Source organism: Herbaspirillum sp. FG34 (assembly GCF_057809315.1).
Window position 1 is genome coordinate 34,792 of record NZ_JBMDJS010000001.1, and the last position, 17,623, is coordinate 52,414.

13 protein-coding genes are annotated in these 17,623 nt (G+C 65.1%); 3 read left to right on the plus strand and 10 right to left on the minus strand.

Annotated features, from left to right (window positions below; translation table 11 throughout):
- Nucleotides 1-9 precede the first annotated feature (9 nt).
- The 3 genes from ACODSZ_RS00175 (at nucleotide 10) to ACODSZ_RS00185 (ending at nucleotide 6,118) form a co-directional block, all read left to right on the plus strand.
- On the plus strand, nucleotides 10-4,035 hold the full coding sequence (locus ACODSZ_RS00175; RefSeq protein ID WP_488926790.1) for a translocation/assembly module TamB domain-containing protein: 4,026 nt from the start codon (nucleotides 10-12) through the stop codon (nucleotides 4,033-4,035).
- Nucleotides 4,036-4,196: 161 nt separating this feature from the next.
- Nucleotides 4,197-5,756, plus strand: a complete 1,560-nt coding sequence (locus tag ACODSZ_RS00180; protein ID WP_175343014.1) for a sensor domain-containing diguanylate cyclase — start codon at nucleotides 4,197-4,199, stop codon at nucleotides 5,754-5,756.
- Between the two features lie 2 nt (nucleotides 5,757-5,758).
- Entirely contained in the window at nucleotides 5,759-6,118 is a 360-nt protein-coding gene (locus ACODSZ_RS00185; protein WP_488926791.1) for a hypothetical protein, read from the plus strand.
- A gap of 7 nt (nucleotides 6,119-6,125) precedes the next feature.
- Here ACODSZ_RS00185 and ACODSZ_RS00190 read toward each other — a convergent pair whose 3' ends face one another.
- From ACODSZ_RS00190 to ACODSZ_RS00235, 10 genes are all read right to left on the minus strand, one after another.
- A complete protein-coding gene (locus tag ACODSZ_RS00190) occupies nucleotides 6,126-7,592 on the minus strand; it encodes an ABC transporter ATP-binding protein (RefSeq protein ID WP_488926792.1) in 1,467 nt (488 codons plus the stop codon).
- Entirely contained in the window at nucleotides 7,589-8,419 is an 831-nt protein-coding gene (locus ACODSZ_RS00195) for an ABC transporter permease (protein ID WP_488926793.1), read from the minus strand. The genes ACODSZ_RS00190 and ACODSZ_RS00195 overlap by 4 nt, the downstream gene beginning before the upstream one ends.
- A complete protein-coding gene (locus tag ACODSZ_RS00200) occupies nucleotides 8,416-9,396 on the minus strand; it encodes an ABC transporter permease (protein WP_008327283.1) in 981 nt (326 codons plus the stop codon). The genes ACODSZ_RS00195 and ACODSZ_RS00200 overlap by 4 nt, the downstream gene beginning before the upstream one ends.
- Complete coding sequence (locus ACODSZ_RS00205; protein ID WP_488926933.1) at nucleotides 9,387-10,949, minus strand: ABC transporter substrate-binding protein; 1,563 nt, start codon at nucleotides 10,947-10,949, stop codon at nucleotides 9,387-9,389. Before ACODSZ_RS00205 ends, ACODSZ_RS00200 begins: the two co-directional genes overlap by 10 nt.
- A gap of 29 nt (nucleotides 10,950-10,978) precedes the next feature.
- Entirely contained in the window at nucleotides 10,979-13,102 is a 2,124-nt protein-coding gene (locus tag ACODSZ_RS00210; protein WP_241821091.1) for a TonB-dependent siderophore receptor, read from the minus strand.
- Between the two features lie 325 nt (nucleotides 13,103-13,427).
- Nucleotides 13,428-13,811, minus strand: coding sequence for a type II toxin-antitoxin system death-on-curing family toxin (locus ACODSZ_RS00215; protein ID WP_488926794.1), 384 nt, complete (start codon nucleotides 13,809-13,811; stop codon nucleotides 13,428-13,430).
- Complete coding sequence (locus ACODSZ_RS00220; RefSeq protein ID WP_488926795.1) at nucleotides 13,808-13,981, minus strand: hypothetical protein; 174 nt, start codon at nucleotides 13,979-13,981, stop codon at nucleotides 13,808-13,810. The genes ACODSZ_RS00215 and ACODSZ_RS00220 overlap by 4 nt, the downstream gene beginning before the upstream one ends.
- Nucleotides 13,982-14,172: 191 nt before the next feature.
- On the minus strand, nucleotides 14,173-15,159 hold the full coding sequence (locus ACODSZ_RS00225; RefSeq protein ID WP_008327273.1) for a magnesium and cobalt transport protein CorA: 987 nt from the start codon (nucleotides 15,157-15,159) through the stop codon (nucleotides 14,173-14,175).
- Nucleotides 15,160-15,182: 23 nt separating this feature from the next.
- On the minus strand, nucleotides 15,183-16,073 hold the full coding sequence (locus ACODSZ_RS00230) for a DMT family transporter (protein ID WP_175343020.1): 891 nt from the start codon (nucleotides 16,071-16,073) through the stop codon (nucleotides 15,183-15,185).
- Between the two features lie 46 nt (nucleotides 16,074-16,119).
- Entirely contained in the window at nucleotides 16,120-17,523 is a 1,404-nt protein-coding gene (locus tag ACODSZ_RS00235) for a DHA2 family efflux MFS transporter permease subunit (protein ID WP_034350089.1), read from the minus strand.
- Between the last annotated feature and the right edge of the window lie 100 nt (nucleotides 17,524-17,623).

Here is a 17,623-nt window from a genome sequence, read left to right on the forward strand (position 1 = left end):
CCACCCAGCATGAGCGAACCGCAACACGATCCGCAACAAGCCCCCGCCACACCGCCGCCGCGTCGTCGCGCCCGCAGCGGCCGTCGCATCGCCGCGTGGAGCGGCGGCAGCGTGGCCGCGCTGGTACTGGCCGTTGCCGCTGCCGCCCTGTTGGCCACCCATACCGAAAGCGGTGCGCGGCTGCTCTGGGACACCGCCGTCAAGGCCCTGGACGGCAAGCTTTCGGGCCAGCTGCTGGGCGGCACGGTCGCCGACGGCCTGCGCCTGCGCGACCTGCATTACCAGGATGAGAAGCGCATCCTCGACATCGACAGCGTCGACGCGCGCTGGCACCTGGCGCTGTTGCGCCGCAAGTTCAACCTCGATTACCTGCGCGTGGGCAACGTGCAGTTGAACCAGCAACCCTCGCCCTCCGAACCGAGCACCCTGCCGGCCTCGCTGGAGATCCCGCTGGCGCTGGAGATCCACGAGATCAGCGTGGCCAGCCTCAAACTGATCCAAGGGACTTCCACCACCGAACTCGCCAAGCTCAAGCTGCATGGCAACTCCGACGGCGTGCAACATACGCTGGTGCTGGACAGCCTCAACACCGCCTTCGGCGACGCCACTGCCTTGCTGCATCTGAACGGCAAGCCGCCGTTTGCCATCGGTGGCGGGCTGGAACTGGCCGGGGCCTACCAGTACGGCGAGAACAAGGAGCAATACCAGCTCAACGCGCAATTGTCGGGCTCGCTGCAGGAACTGGGCATCGCGCTCACGGCGGGCGGCGACAAGCTCAAGGGTAATGCCGACATCGTCGCCACGCCCTTTGCCAGTATCCCGCTCAAGCGTGCCAGGGTGGACCTGCAGCACCTCAATCCGCAAGCCTTCAACGCCGCAGCGCCCGCCGCCGACCTGAACCTGCGCGCCGACCTGGCACCACCTGCCGGGTTGGCCGCCGACGCTCCCTTGCAGGTGGCGGGCCGTGTGGAGATCGACAATGCCCGCCCCGGCAGCCTGGACCAGCAACGCTTGCCGTTGCTCTCGGCCAGCGCCGACCTGAAGCTGGACCTGCAGCAACAAACCCTGTCGCGGCTGGAGATCCGCCTGCCGCAGCACGCACGCATCGAAGGCAGCGGGCAGTTTCGTCCCGGCAGTAGCGAGCCCGGCAAGGCTGAGCCCATGGCGGGACAGTTCAAGCTGCGCGTGAGCGACCTGGACCTGAACCAGCTGCATCACCAGGTGCGGCCAACCCGGCTTTCCGGGCCGGTGGATGTCACGCTTGCGCCCGACGCCCAGCAACTCCTGCTGACCCTGCAGGACAGCACCCTGAAGCTGCATGTGGACAGCCTCATCGGCAAGGATCAAGTACAACTGCGCGACGCCTCGCTGAGCGCCGGCAAATCGCGCCTGGAGACCTCCGGTACCCTGCAGACCGCCAATGCAATGGATTACGCCTTCAAGGGCCGGCTGGTGGACTTCGATCCGACCGCCGTGCTGCAGGCGGTGAGGCCGCCCCCGACCACCTCCGGCAAGGGCCGCAAGCGCGTTGCCGCGACCACCTCCAAGCCCATCCCGGCGCGCATCAACATGGACTTCGACGCCGCCGGTGCGCTCTCTCCGGAACTGAAGCTCAAGCTGGGTTTCCGCATCCACGACAGTACTTACGATGCCCTCCCCATGCGCGGCCAGGGCGACATCAACCTGGCCGGCATGCGCCTGATGCCCAGCCACGCCAATGTGCAGATCGCCGGCAATACGCTGGACCTGGACGGCAGCTTCGGTGCCGCCCGCGACAAGCTCAGGCTCAAGGTCGATGCGCCGCAGCTCGCGCGGCTGGGCTATGGACTGGCCGGCCTGTTGCGGGTGGATGGCATCCTCACCGGCACGCGCGAGCGCCCCAACCTGCTGGCCAGCCTGCAGGCCGAGCAGTTGGCCTTCGGTGCGCACAAGCTGCATCACCTGACCGGCCAGAGCGAATTGCACAGCAACCTGGCTGCCGGTGTGGCCTCGCCCGACAACCGCCTGTCCCTGAGCATCGAAGGCGACGGCTACAGCGGTCCGCACGCCGAACTGGCACGCCTGGCCCTGAAACTGGATGGCACCTATGCCAGCCACACCCTGTCCATGCAGGCCAGGGGCAAGCTGGCCGACCAGCCGCTGGACCTGAACCTGGCCGCGCACGGCAAGCTCACCGAAAAGACCCGTGGCAACTATGGCTGGGCCGGCAGCCTGGACCAGTTCAGCAACCAGGGCCTGCCGCGCATCGCCCTGACCAGCCCGCTCACACTGGACGCGTCGGCCGACGACATCGAGACCGGCAGCACCCGCATCGAGATCGACCACAGCGCGCTGGAACTGAAGCGCCTGTCCTACCACCAGGGCCGACTGGCTTCGGCGGGACAGGTGCGCGCGCTGGATGTGGGCCGGGTACTTGAACTGGTGCAGCAGTTCACCGGGACGCCGCCGCCCGTCAAGACCGACCTGGTGCTGGACAGCGACTGGGACTTCAGCCTGGCCGAGACTGCCAGCGGCTACCTGCAGATCGCGCGCAAGTCGGGCGATCTGCGGGTCACCACCAGCGTGGGCGAAGCGGCGCTGGGCCTGTCCGAACTGCAGCTGCGCGGCCAGTTCCAGGGCGAACGCATGAATGTCACCGGGCGCGTCAACGCCGCGCGCATCGGTACACTGGAGCTGGGTGGCGAGGTCGGCCTGCGTCGTGTGGATGCACTGCTGGCCCTCGCGCCCGAATCGCCGCTGAACCTCAGGGCCAGCCTCGATGTACCGGAACTCAAGCGCGTGGGCGACCTGATCGGCCCGCAAGTGAGCCTCAACGGCAAGCTGGCCGCCACCCTCAACGCCGGCGGCACGCTCGCCCAGCCGCGCCTGTCGGGCGCCATCAATGGCGACAACCTGGCCGTGACCGAATTCGACCAGGGTATCCAGTTGAAGGATGGCATCGTGCGTATCGTCATGGACAGCAACGTGATCGATCTGCGTCAGATCGAGTTCCACGGCGGACGCGGCACCCTGCGCGCCGGTGGCAAGGTCCAGCTGGGTGCGGATAATCCGGACCTCAACGCCACCCTCACCGCCGACCATCTGGAACTGTTCGCCAGCCCCGACCGCCAGCTGATGCTCTCCGGCGAAGGCAAGATCAGCAACGTCAACGAACAGTTGCGGGTCGATGGCAAGTTCACCGTCGACCGTGCCCTCTTCGACCTGCCCAAGAGCAGCGCGCCCAAGCTGGGCGATGACGTGGTCATCGTCAGCCGCAGCGGCAAGAACCGCGTCGGTGCAGCCGCCTCGTCACAACAGAAACTGGAAGCGGCCACCGAGAAACCGGCCAGCAAGTTCGCCCCCGTCATCAACCTGGCGCTCGATCTGGGCAACGACTTCCGCTTCCGTGGCAGCGGCGCCGACCTGCGTTTGCGGGGTGATATGAATGTTCGTAGCGAACCGCTCTCCCCGCTGCGCGCCACGGGCACCATCAACGTGGCCGAGGGCAGCTATGAAGCTTTTGGCACCAAACTCAATATCGAGCGCGGCATCATCAACTTCCAGGGCCCGATCGCCAATCCCAACATCAACATCCTGGCCATGCGCCGCAACCAGGATGTCGAAGCCGGGGTCTCGGTGACCGGCAACGTCAACCAGCCACGCGTGCAACTGGTGTCCGAACCCAATGTGCCGGATGACGAAAAACTGTCCTGGATGATGTTCGGTCACGGCACCGACAGTTCCAGCATCGGCCAGCGTACCGCCAGCAGCCAGGCCCTGGCGCTGGTGGGCAACATGGGCGGCAAGCGCATCGCCAAGGATATCGGGCTGGACCAGTTCAGCATCGGTTCCAGCGAATCGGGGCTGACCGATGACCAGGTGGTCAACCTGGGCAAGGCCATCACCCAGAAGATCACGCTGGGCTACGAGCAGAGCCTGCAGGGCGCGGCCAGCGTAGCCAAGGCCACCTGGCAGATCTCGCGACGCTGGTCGGTGGTGGCGCGGGCCGGCACCATCAATGGCCTGAACATCCTGTTCAGCCGCCGCTACGACTGAGGGGTACAGGCAACGGCGGCTCGCCCTTGCATCAGGGGAATCTGTTAATCTCGATACAAGTTCAGGACATCCCTGATAGACGCGCCCAACAGCCTGAACAACAATGCAGACAGGCAACAGGGCGCCGGGGGGTAAAGCCGTTTCCGGGGGAAAGCGACAACATGCCAGAACACAGAATCCAGCGCGCATCCAGAACAGCCAAGCTGTTCGTGGTCGTGGTCTGTCTCGTCATCCTGCTGCTGGAGGCGTGGTCGGCCTGGCGTGCCTATGAGGTGGCCACCGACGAGGCCATCCGCAATGCCTCCAACATGGCACTGGCCATGACCCAGCATGCCGACCAGTCCTTCAAGGAAATCGACGTGGTCCTGCAAGGCATCCAGGAGCATATGGAATATGACGGTCCCGGCGTGGCCGGGCGCCAGCGTACCCATGATTTCATGGTGGCCTCGGTGGCGGCCGTACCGCAGTTGGCCAGTCTGATGGTGTATGACGAAACGGGCCTGGCCATCGGTACCTCGCAGGCCACTCTGGAACACCGCTACATCCAGGACGATTACTTCCTGCATCACCAGCGCCTGCGCACCGACCAGGCCTACATCGGCAAGCCCATGCGCAGCCGCACCAACGGCCAGTGGATCGTGACCATGAGCCGGCGCGTGAACCACACCGACGGCAGCTTTGCCGGGGTGGTGGTGGCCGATGTCGACCTCAGCCACTTCCAGCGCTACTACGAACAGTTCGCCATCGGCCGCGACGGCGCCATCCTGTTCGGCCTCAACGAAGGCACCGTGATCTATCGTCAGCCGCTGCTGAGCTATTCCATTGGCCTGGACATCTCCAAGTCCGTGCTGGTGACCCGATACCTCAGCCGGGCCGAAGAAGGCAGCTTCGAGATGCGCTCGCCGCGCGACGATATCGTGCGCCTGACCAGTTTCCAGCATTGCAGCCTGTATCCCCTGTTCGTCGCCGTGGCGCTGGCCAAGGACGACGTCCTGGAAGACTGGACACGGCGCGTGTGGATCCGCGGCATCGCGGTGCTGCTTCTGCTCATCGTCATCGGCTATGGCGGCAACCGCCTGGTGGCGCAGGTGGCCGGACGCGAAAATGCCGAGCTCGAAGCCATCACCGCCCGGACCGAACTGGAAAGGCTCTATCGCACCCTGGAAGCGCAGTCGCAGAAGGACGGCCTGACCGACGTCTTCAACCGCCGCTACTTCGATGCGGCGCTCACCGCTGAACTGGCGCGACTGAACCGTTCCGGCGAGTCGCTCTCGCTGATCATGGTGGATGTGGACCACTTCAAGCGCTACAACGATACCTATGGTCATGCTGCCGGCGACATCTGTCTCAAGCAGGTGGCGGCTGCCCTCAACAGCGTGGCACGTCGCCAGGGCGACATCGTGGCACGCTATGGCGGCGAGGAATTTGCGCTGATCCTGCCCAACTGCAACGCTGCCAGCGCCCATGCCATTTCCAACCGGCTGGTACAGGCCGTGCGCGCCCTCGACATCCCGCATGAAGGCAGCTCGGTGGGACACGTCACCATCAGCGTAGGAGTCGCCAGCCTGGCCAGCGGCAAGGGTGCACAGGTCGATGCCCGCGAACTGATCGACACCGCCGACGCTGCCCTCTACCGCGCCAAGGAACAGGGTCGCGACCGTGCGATCCAGCACGACTATCCGCGCCTGACGATGATCCCCGAACACCCGGGGCGGAGGTGAAGATGCGCTGCCTGATCCGCTACCAGCTGCGTGACGAAGCGGCCCCGGCCCATCACGAATTCAGCAGCGAGGCGCCCGATGTCGAGCAGGTCGTCCAGCACCTCACCGAATTCCTGCATCCGGAAGTGCTCTTCGAATTCCTGCCGATGCGGCCCGGCGGCAAGGACAGCATCACGCAACTGCGCGAGCGCATGGCGCACGCGCGCGATTATCTGGAACAGTATTGCGGCCTGCAGAGCCTGTCCTACATGCTCCTGCCGGAAGGGGCCAGCTCAGCCCAAGGGAAATGGACCAATGTGCTGCTGGGCAGCCAGAAGGAGACGGCTTACCCGCAGCACGACGACCGGCAAGGCAGCGCCTGAACAGGCCCTAGGGCGGTGGCCCCAGCAGCAGGCGCCGGTCTGCCACGCAGCGCACGATCTGGGCATCATGCGTCACCAGCAGCACGGCGCTACCCGCCTCCCTGGCCTGCTCCACCAGTAGTGCGATGACCTCCTGCTGGGTCAGCGGGTCCAGGCGCGAAGTCGGTTCATCCGCAAAGATCAGGGCCGGACGCATCAGTAGCACGCGCGCCAGCGCAATGCGCTGCAACTCCCCGCCCGAGACCTGGCGCGGCAGGCGCTCCAGCAGACTGGGACAGAGCCGCATGCGCGCCAGCAGATCCTCCAGAGGCTGCCAGTCCAGTCCATGCAGGCGCACCAGATCGCGCAATGACTGACGCAGCGTGACGGTGGGCGCAAAGGCCGCCGCCGGGTCCTGATAGATCTTCTGGAAGGCGGTGCGCGCCAGACCGGCCGCCCGCGTGACCTGTCCGGCATCGGGCCGCAGCAGGCCCAGCACGATATTGCCGAAAGTAGTCTTGCCGACGCCGCTGGGGCCGCTGACGGCGACGATTTCCCCGGCATGCAGACGTGCACTGATGCCGCTGAACAAAGGCTGCTCACCGAAGGACTTGGCCACCTGGCTGAGCTCGACGAGCACGGAGGAGGCCGGAGCCGATGCCGTGGACACGGTCGCCGCCGGTTGCGCCCAGCACGCCGGATCAGCCGCCAGCAGTCGACGCGTGTAGGCGTGCCCGGGCCGCGCCAGCAGTGCTTCAGTCTGGCCGCGCTCGACCATGCGCCCCTCCAGCATCACCGCCAGTTCGCCGCCCAGCGCGCGCGCCAGCCACACATCATGGGTGATGCACAGCAGACTCATGCCCTGCTGCTGCGCCCTCTGCAACAGGGCCAGCACCTCGCCGCGCCGGTCCGCATCCAGCCCCTTGGTCGGCTCATCGATGATCAACAGCGGCGCGCCCGCGGCGTGGGTGGCCAGGAATGCCACGCGCTGGGCCATCCCGCCCGAGATCATGAAGGGGTAATGATCGGCCGCTGCCTCCAGCCCCAGGCTGGCCAGGGCCTGCCCGGCCAGCGTACGGGCCTGGCGGCGCGCGCCGCGCAGGCTCTCGTGGCGGCTGTCGGCGGCGGGACGGCTGACCAGCTCATAGGTCTCGGCCACCTGATGCGCCACTGTCATGGTCGGGTCCAGCGCCAGCCAGGGCTCCTGCGGCAGCAGCGCCACGCGCCGCCCCCAGCCGCGCCGGCGTGACGCGGCATCGGCGGCCTCGGTGGTCGCTCCATCGATCTCGATCCGGCCGCTGGCATGCAGGCTGGCCGGCAGATTGCCCATGATGGCCTGGGCCAGCAGCGACTTGCCCGAACCGCTCTCGCCCAGCAGCGTCATCACCCCACCGCGCGCAATGGAGAAATCGATGCCCTGTACCAGCGCGCTCTGGCCGTGCCAGACCGACAGGTCCTGCACCCGCAATGCCGCATTCGAGGAAAGAATGTTCATTCCTGCTCCTTCTGTCCTGACGACAACAGCAAACCCAGCAAGGTGAGGAACAGCACCAGCACCGGCCCGCCCAGCAGCCAGGGTGCTTCGCGGTAATACGGCAGCAGTTCGATCATCATCACGCCCAGTTCCGCCGTGGGCGGCTGCAGCCCGACGCCGACGAAACCCAAGGCCGACATCGCCAGCACCGCACCCGCCAGGCCGAAGCGCATCAGCGTCAACAACCGTGGCAGCAGCGCCGGCAGCAGATGGCGGCGCATGATGTAGACGGCCCCGAATCCCAGCAGGCGCGAGGCTTCCACCTGCGGACTGGCCAGCAGGATGCGGCTGGCGGCGCGCACCACGCGGAAATACTCCACCCACAAGGCCAGCGAGATACCCACATACAAAGGCCAGAAGCCGCCCGGAGCAAAGGCCGCCAGCAGCAACACCAGCAACAGGCCCGGCAGGGCCAGCACGGCATCGGCCAGGGCGGAGAGCACACGCTCGGTCCAGCCGCCGCACCAGGCCGCCAGCAAGCCGATGAGTACCCCGGGGAGCGCCGCCGAGAGCACGCTCAGCAGCGCCAGCGCCAGCGACAGCCGCGCGCCATGCGCCAGTCTTGCCAGCATGTCGCGACCGAGCTGGTCGTAGCCCAGCGGATGGGCCAGGCTGGGCGTTTCAAGAAAGCGCGCCAATTGCTGGCGCGCCGGATCGGCATCGATGAGCAGCGGCCCCAGCCAGGCGAACAGGAAAATCAACAACAGCAGCAACAGGCCCGCGATCTGCGTGGGTCGCCAGCGCCGTGTGCCCGGCTGCAGCGGCCATTCGGAGGTAGACAGATTCATGGTCGGCGGCGCGGATCGATGAAGGCGCAGGCGGCATCGACCAGCGCATTGAAGAGAACGAACAACAGGCCCAGCACCAGCGCCGTGCCCTGGATCATCGGCACGTCCCGTCCGAAGATGGCATGCACCAAGGCGTGACCGATGCCGGGCCAGGCGAAGATGGTCTCCACCAGCACCACCCCTTCGACCAGCATCACCAGTTGCACTCCCAGATAGGCCGTGACCGGTGCGGCCACATTGCGCACGCCATGGCGCAGCAAGGCTTGCCCGGGCGTGAGTCCCTTGGTCAGCGCGAAGGCGAAGTAATCGGAGGCGCGCACCTGCACCATGGCATCGCGCGCCACCCGGCAGGACACTGCCGCCAGCCCCAGTGCCAGCGTCAGCGCCGGCAACACAATGCCACCGTGGTCGGTATGCCCCGCCGCCGGCAAGGCGCCCAGCTGCACCGAGAACAGCAGGACCAGCACCAGGCCCAACAGGAAGGAAGGCAAGGCCCGCAACAACACCGACACTGCCAGCGTGGCGCGATCGATCCAGCCACCCGGATGCAGTCCGGCCAGCACACCGAGGGGCGGGCCGATCAGCAGCGACAGCACCATCGCCAGGAAGGACAGGCGCAGCGTGGGGCCCAGCTGATGCGCGATTTCCACCAGCACCGGCAGCGCCGTCACCTGAGACACCCCCAGGTCCAGGTGCAGCAGACGACTCCACCATTGACTCAAGGCCATGAACCAGGGTTGGTCCAGGCCCAGTTCGGCGCGCACGGCCAGGGCCGCCTCGGTGGTCACCATGTCGTAGCCGTAACGACCGGCGGCGATGCGATAGGCCATGTCGCCCGGCAGCAGGCGTGTCATGAAGAAACAGAGCGTGCCCACCAGCAAGGCCACCAGGGCGGCTTGCAGCAGGCGCTGGCTCAAGGCGCCGGCCAGTTGCCGGCGCGTGGCCGGTGGCAGCAGCAGAAGGCGGGTCAGGTCCATTGCAGGGAAGCGATGCGATAACTGCGTTCGAAGGGATCGATGCTGGCGCCGCGCAGGCGACCACTGACGGCACAGGTCTGGCGATACCACAGCACCGGGATCACCGGCAACTGCGCCTGCAAGACGGCCACGATGCGCTCGCGCTCGGCTCGCCCGGTGTTGGCGTCGCCGCTCGGGAGCGCCGCCAGCCGGGCCAGCAGGGCCGGGACTTCCCCGTCATGCCAGCCCATGGCGCCCCAGTCGCCCCCTTGCGGGCCGAAGTCCTGCAAGAGGCTGGCCACCGGGTCGGGCAGGTTGCCGTAGTTGCGCGCGGCCAGCGCCATCTGCAACTGGCCGCTGCGATGACCGGCCGGGATGTCGCTGGAATTGCCGATCTGTACGCGCACGGCGATGCCGATCTGGCGCATTTCTTCCTGCAGGGCGGTGGCGATGAGCGGCAGCTCGGGACGATCGACGAAGGTGATCAGGCTCAGTTGCAGCTTCTGGCCATCCTTCCAGCGGGCGCCATCGGCACCGAGGCGCCAGCCGGCTTCTTCCAGCAGGCGGCGCGCCTGCCGGAGATCGGTATGCAGCGGCGGCAGGCGGGCATCATGCCAGCGTGCCAGCGACGGCGGCAGCAGTTGCGTCGCACCGAGGTCGGCATCGCGCAGCAAGGCACGGGCGATGCCCTCGCGCTCGATGCCCAGGGAGATGGCGCGGCGCACCCGCACATCGGCCAGAAAAGGATGGCCGGCGTTGAGCTTGAGGATGGTGGTACGCGGCAGCATGGCCGACAGCAGCACGGCATGCGGACTATTGTGCAGCGCGCGGATGCTGGGCGGATCGAGCGAAAAGGCCAGATCGGCCTGGCCGCTCTGGACCAGCAGCGTACGCGTTTCCGCGCGTGAAACGCTGATGTAGCGCGCACGCCGTACCGCCCTGCCCGCCCCGCCCTCCACCCGCTCGACATCAAACTGCTGCGGCAGGCTGATCGACTTGATGCGGAACGGGCCGCTGCCGAGGATGGCCACTACCTTGCCCCGTGCATCGAAACTGGCCGGCGCCAGGATCTGCGTGGAGTAATGCGTGAGCAGATAAGGCAGCGGGCCGAAGGGCTGGCGCAGAGACACCACCAGATCACTTTGCTGCACAGTCATGGCCGTGATGCCTGCCAGTTGCAGTACACCTGGCAAGACAGCGGCGCGCTGCAGACAGGCCAGGATGCTGGCGGGCGTGACTTCGCTCCCATCGTGGTAGCGCCGTCCGCGGGCCAGCGCAAAGCGCCATTGCAGGCCATCGGCGCTGACCTGCCAGGCCGTCGCCAGCCCCGCCTGCAACTGCCCGGCATCGTCCACCTCCAGCAGGGTCTGCACGACTTCCATGCGGGCGAACATGTACCCGGCGCGGGAGGGATCGAGCCCGGTCAGTTCCCACGGCCCGACCACGGTCAGGACATCGCTGTCGCTCCCGGTGATGGCACGGGCATGGGTGCTGGCCGCCTCATCGCCATGCGCCCATGCCTGCGGCCACGGGCTGGCGACCAGCAGTGCCAGCAAGGCGCGCCGACGTGACATCTGAGAATAACGCTTCAAGCAGGGCCTCTTCAGAACTTCACGTTCAGCGCCAGCGTGGCGGTACGTTCCTCGCCCGGCATGATCCACACAGTACTGTAGGAGCTGCTGTAGTAACGCTTGTTGAAGAGATTGTTCAGGTCCAGCGAGAGCTTCATCTTGGGGGTGAACTGCCAGTAGGCCAGAGCACGCGCCGTCACGTAAGCGGGCAGCTTGAAACTGCCGGCCTGGTCACCGGTACGGTTGCCCACATAGTTCAGGCCACCACCGATACCGTAGGGCCTGCCACTTGCAGACGCATCTTCAAACACTGCCAGTACACTTCCCGATACACGCGGCACGTTGATCAGCCGCGAACCGACCGTCAGGGTGTTGTCCTTGCTGACGTAGGCGTCGGTATAGGCCAGGTTGCCGGTCAGCCGCCAGTGGTGGCCCAGGCGCGCATTGGCGTCCAGTTCCACGCCCTTGCTGCGCACTTCACCGGCCGCTATCGAGAAGGATGGATTGGCCGGATCGGTGGTCAGCACGTTTTGCTTGCTGATGTCGAACACGGCCAGGGTGGCGCCGCTGCGCTGGTCTTCGCTCTGGAACTTCAGGCCGACTTCGGCCGCACGCGAGGTTTCGGGGCTGAAGGCATTGCCGCTGGCATCGCTGCCGCTGTTGGGGCGGAAGGACTTGCTGGCGCTGACGTAGGCTGACCACGCGGGCGTGACGAGGTAGGTCAGGCCCAGGCGTGGTGAATAGGCGCTCTTGTCCTGGCGGGTGGTGGTGCCGGTGCGCCAGTTGTTCAGAGTGGAACGGAAGCCATCGGCACGTATGCCGGCCAGGAGCTTCCAGCGCTCGCTCAGGCTGATCTGGTCCTGCAGATAGAGCGCGGTACTGATCTGGCGTTCGCTGGTATTGGTGTTGGGGGTGGGGGTGGGCTGCGCCTGGCCGTAGACCGGGTCGTAGATGTTGACGGCATAGGGGGCCGCAGCGCTCGGGTTCACGCGCAACATGCGCTGATCCAGCGTGAGCCAGTCCACTTCGGTCCCCACCAGGACCTCATGCTGTATGCCACCGGTGTGCAGCTTGCCGCCCAGTTCCGCCTGCAGCGCGGTATCGTGCCAGCTGTAGTCGCGGTAGCGGCGCTGGCGGCGCAGGGTGGTATTGTCGGCCTGCAGGGCCGAGGCTTCGGTGGAATAGCCATCCAGCGTGCCATCCTTGTGGAACACACCGGTGCGCAGGTGCCAGTTGTCGTCGAGACGATGTTCCAGGGTCAGCAGGTGATTGGTGTTCTGCATCGTCATGTCGCCATCACCAGGCTCGCCCAGGAAGCGCGAGACCGGCAGCACGCCCGGATTGCCGTTGACGGCGACGATGCCGCGATCCAGCGGCGCCTTCTGGCGCAGGTACTCGCCTTCATAGTTCAGCACGGTACGCTCACTGAGCACCCAGGTGAACGCCGGTGCCAGGAACTGGCGGTCGCTGCTGACGTTGTCGCGGAAGCTGTTTTTGTGCTCGACGGCTGCATTGAGCCGGTAGGCCACTTCGCTGTTGAGCGCCCCGGTGGAGTCCACCGCGCTGCGATAGCCGCCCCGGCTGTCCACCGACAGATCAAGGGAATGGGCCGCCTTGAACTGCGGCTTCTTGGTGACCACGTTGACGGTGCCGCCCGGTTCGCTGTTGCCATAGAGCGCCGCCGCCGGACCCTTGAGGAAATCGATGCTCTCCACGTTGGCGGTATCGCGCGGCGGCGCGTAGCCGCGATTGGAGGCGAAGCCATTCCAGAGGATGTTCATGCCGCCATTCTCGCTGCCGGAAAACCCGCGGATCGAATAGTTGTCCCACAGCCCGCCGAAGTTGTTCTGCTTGGCCACGCCACTCACGTAGAGCAATACGTCATCCAGGCGCGTGGCGCCGAGGTCGTCCATCAGCTGGCGCGAGACTACCTGCACCGACTGCGGCAGTTCCTGCAGGGGCGTTTCGGTACGGGTGGCGCTGGAGGTGGTGCTCTGGCGATACTGCTGGCGCTGGCTGGTACCGGTGACGACCACCTGGCCCAGGCCGCTGTCGGTGCCGGTGTTGGTGAGGGCCTCGGCGCTCCAGGCCGGTTGCTGGCCGTAGCCGATGGCGAGCGCGCCCAGCACGGCCGCCCGCAGTGCGGTCATTTTCATCTTTTCCCTTGTGATGTCGTTGTGCTGCGGCTGGGTGCGTGGACTGCCTGGCCGCGATGGAGAGACCGTCTTGCGCGGTCAGGGCGGGATTCTAATGCAACTTTGTTGCAATTATCAAGAGAAATGAATCGCATTTAGAACGCGAGTCCTGCACATGTGGGCAGGATGCACACTCTGCGCGCAGTGCGTGCGCAGTGTAGCGACGCAAACGAGCCTGCGGGTGCGGCATATTGCCGCACCCGCAGGAAGTCTTTACAAAAAGGAAAAGCGCGACGTCCGAGCAGCGCCTGTTCTGATTCAATTTGCGCGAGCAACAGGGAGCGATCTACTCAAGCAATCCCTCATTCTTGGCAATGGAATAGAAGATCAGCGCCAATTCTTCGACATCCAATACCCCCTCGGCGACCCATACCATAATTTCTTCCAAGAAGGGTTCACGCGAGAGTTCAACCCCTTGCAGGGCGAGGTAAGTCAATGCCGTCACCAAAGCGGTGCGCTTATTGGCGTCGTTGAACACATGCCCTCGGGCTATTGCCACTGCATACATTGCGGCGATCTCGAAGACATCATCAAGATCCTGATAATGAATACGGTTTTCCACGGGGGCCAGGGCACCTTCGATTGGCCCTACCCCGTGATCTCCCTCAAGCCCTGGCTCGGTACTCAGAATGAGATCGTGAATGTCGATCACCAGAGCAGAATCAATCATCGCTTGGCAAGTGCCTTAATGACTTCGCTATGGGTCTTCATCACGCGCTTGGCTGCGTTCACCACGACACGCTTGCCCGCCGGTCCGGACAAACTCATGGGCGCCGGGGCCGTCTTGCTCCGATGTTGCGCGATCACAATGACCTCATTGATTTTCGACTTGTCGACCATTCCTTGACTCCTTCCATCATTCGATTCGCATAATTGTGGCTCGGCACAGTACCCTTCCTTGGTATCCCTGCCGCCAGAGGGTTCGCCCATCAAGTCGATGCACGAGCAATGGAAGCCATATTAGCACCGCCATGCGAGGTGGCAGGGGGGAAGCTACGACACCAACCTGTCAGAACCTGATCAGTGACTTCCTAAAGCCAGCCCGCCTTGCGCAGTCGCCGCCACAACAGCGTGCAGGCGGTGACGATGCCACCCAGTACCAGCGGGAAGCTCCATTGCCAGGACAGTCCCGGCATGTGCGCGAAGTTCATGCCGTAGAGGCTGAAGATCATGGTCGGGATGGCCAGGATGGCACCCCAGCCGGCCAGGGTCTGGACGATCTCGTTCTGATGAATGGTGACCTGGGCCAGGTTGATCTGCACGGCCGACTCCACCATTTCGCGCAGGCGGTCGCCGGTATCGATGAAGCGCACCACGTGGTCGTAGATGTCGCGGAAATAAGCCTTGCCTTCCTTGGTGATGAGCCCTTCATGGAAGCGCAGCAATTGCGTACAGACGTCCAGCAGCGGTGTGGCGGCCGAGCGCAGGCGGATCAGCTGGCGCTTCAACTGGTACAGCTCCTGCAGGTAGGCCTTGCCGCTCAAGGCGCCGGGATTGAAGAGCTGTTCCTCATACTGGCTGAACTTGGTTTCAAGGTCGTCCATGATGGGACGATAGTTGTCGACCACGAAGTCCATGATGGAATAGAGCACAAAGCTGGGGCCGCGCATGAGCCGCTCGGGCAGCATCTCGCAGTGCTCGCGCACCTTGGCATAGCTGCGCGAGGCGCCATGCCGCACCGTGACCACGAAGCGCGGACCGGTCAAAATGTGAGTCTCGCCGAAGAGCACTTCGCCGCCGGCCAGTTGGGCCGTGTGCAGCACCACGAAGAGGGTGTCGCCGTATTCCTCGATCTTGGGGCGCTGGTGCGCGGCGTAGGCGTCTTCCACGGCCAGCTCGTGCAGGCAGAATTCTTCCTTGATCTTGTTCATCAGTTCGACATTGGGCTCCAACAGGCCCAGCCAGACGAATGTGCCCTCCTCTTCCAGCACGTCGCTGATGTCGTCGAGGCTGATGTCGCGCAGCTTCTTGCCCTTCTTGTAGACCGTGCAATTGACGATCATGGCGGGATCGATCATGTCTCTTTCCTGTTCTTGTCAGATCAGCCGGCGCGCCAGCGCAGGCGCTGCTTGAAGACCTGGGCCATGATCACGCCGGCCAGCGTGATGAGCCCACCGATGGCGTGGTAGGCGTGCAATTGCTCGCCCAGCGCCAGCACTGCAATGATGACAGTGAAGACCGGCATCAGGTTCACGAAAATGGCACAGCGGCTGGCCCCCAGATACGCCACGCCGCGCATCCACAGGAACTGCGAGAGGATGGAAGCAGCAATCCCCGCATACAGCAGGATAGGCAGGTTATCGCGCGTGATCGGCGAATGATGGCCCAGCACGTAACCGGGAAAGAGCAGCACCACCGCCGTCAGCACCTGCATGTAGAGCAGTTGCCAGGTACGCAGCGGCAGCGCCCAGCGACGCAGCATGACGCCATAGAGTCCATAGGCGATGGTGGCCAGCAGCATGAGCAGGTCACCCGTGACCACACCCTGGTCGAACAGCGCCAGCGGATGGCCGCGCCCGATCAGCACCGCCAGGCCGAAAAGCGAGAGGATGCCACCGGCCAGGGTGCCGACCGTCGGCGGCTCAGAGAGCAGCTTGATGCTCAGTACCAGCGTGAGCAGCGGCATGAGCGAGGCGATGATGCCCATGCTGGTGGCCGAGGCCGTGGCCGCGGCGAAATACGCCAGACTCTGGAACAACACCATGCCCAGCAGGGCCAGCACCAGTATCTTGCCCAGGTGCGGACGGATCTGCGCACGCGCCGCCCAGGTCGGGCGCGCCAGGAAGGGCGACATCAGCAGCGCCGCCAGCACCCAGCGGTAGAAGGAGATATCCTCCGGCGCAATCACCCCTGCCGACATCTTGCTGATGACGGTATTGCCGGCCCAGATCAGGACCGCGCCCAGCGGAAACCACAGGGACTTGTACGTCATGGGCTGCATGCTTCTCCTCGTTGTGCCGTGGCCGGACGTGGGTGCGTCAGGCCGGCTTGTTGTCCTGCTGGCCCGCCATCTCGGCACCGGCATTCGGCGGCAGCTGGCGCAGCATCAGCAGCGCCAGCGAGGCCACCGCGCCCACCACCAGGAAGGCCGGCCAGAAGTCCTGTGCCACCAGCGTGGCATGGCCCTGGATTTCATTGGACATCTGCAGTGCAAACCCGGCCAGCACCACGCCCATGCCGATGGACAATTGCTGCGCTACGCTGGCCATGCTGGTGGCCTGGCTCAGGCGCACCTTGTCGACATCGGCGTAGGAAATCGCATTGAGACTGGTGAACTGCAGCGACCGGAAGCAACCACCGATGAGCAGGATGATCACCATCAACAGGTAAGGCGTCTGCGGCGTGAAGGTGGCCATGGCCCACAGCCCCAGCACGCCCAGCGCGCCATTGACCAGCAACACGCGGCGGAACCCGTAGCGACGCAGGAAGCGCGCGGCGATGGTCTTCATGAACATCGCACCGGCGGCCGATGCACAGGTCAGCAGGCCCGAATGGAAAGGCGTATAGCCAAAGCCCAGTTGCAGCATCAGCGGCAGCAGGAAGGGAATGGCACCGATGCCCACGCGATAGAGCGAACCGCCGAACACACCGGCACGCAAGGTCGGAATCTTCAGCAATGCCAGATCGATCAGCGGTGCCGTGGTGCGGCGTGCATGCCACACATAGGCACACAGAAACAGTGCCCCCGCCACCACACAGGCCAGCGAGATATCCCCCGCGACCAGATGGCGGCCCGAGGTGGCCAGGCCCATCATCAGCAGCGAGCAGCCCAGTGCCGAGAGGATGAACCCCAGGATGTCCAGGCGGGCTACCTGCTCGGCCTTGAGGTCGGGAATGAAGCGCGTGGCCAGATAGAGCCCGAGAATGCTGATGGGAATGTTGATGAAGAAGATCCAGCGCCAGTGGAAGTACGTGGTGATGAAACCGCCCAGCGGCGGCCCCAGCACCGGGCCGAACAAGGCCGGGATGGTGAGATAGGACAAGGCCTTGACCAGGTTGACCTTCTCCACGCTGCGCAGGATCACCAGGCGTCCGACCGGCACCATCATGGCCCCGCCGATGCCCTGCAGGAAGCGGGCGGCGACGAAGTGCGGCAGGGTCGAGGACACCCCGCACAGGACGGAGCCCAGCATGAACACGCAGATGGCCGCGCGGAAGATGGTGAGCGAACCGAAGCGGTCGGCCATCCACCCGGAAATCGGAATGAAGACCGCCAGCGAGACCAGATAGGAGGTCAGCGCCAGCTTGAGTGAAATCGGATCGACGTGCATGTCCAGCGCCAGCGCCGGCAGCGAGGTCGAGATGACGGTGGAATCCATCTGTTCCATGAACAGCGCACAGGCGACGATCAAGGGAATGATGAAGGTGCGGGGAATGGCCATGAGCAAGAAAGAATGAAGGGGCAGCCGGGCCGCATGCAGCCACAATGACCGGCCTTGCAAGCCGCCCGGCAAGCCTTGCAGTATACCTTTTACGCTATCA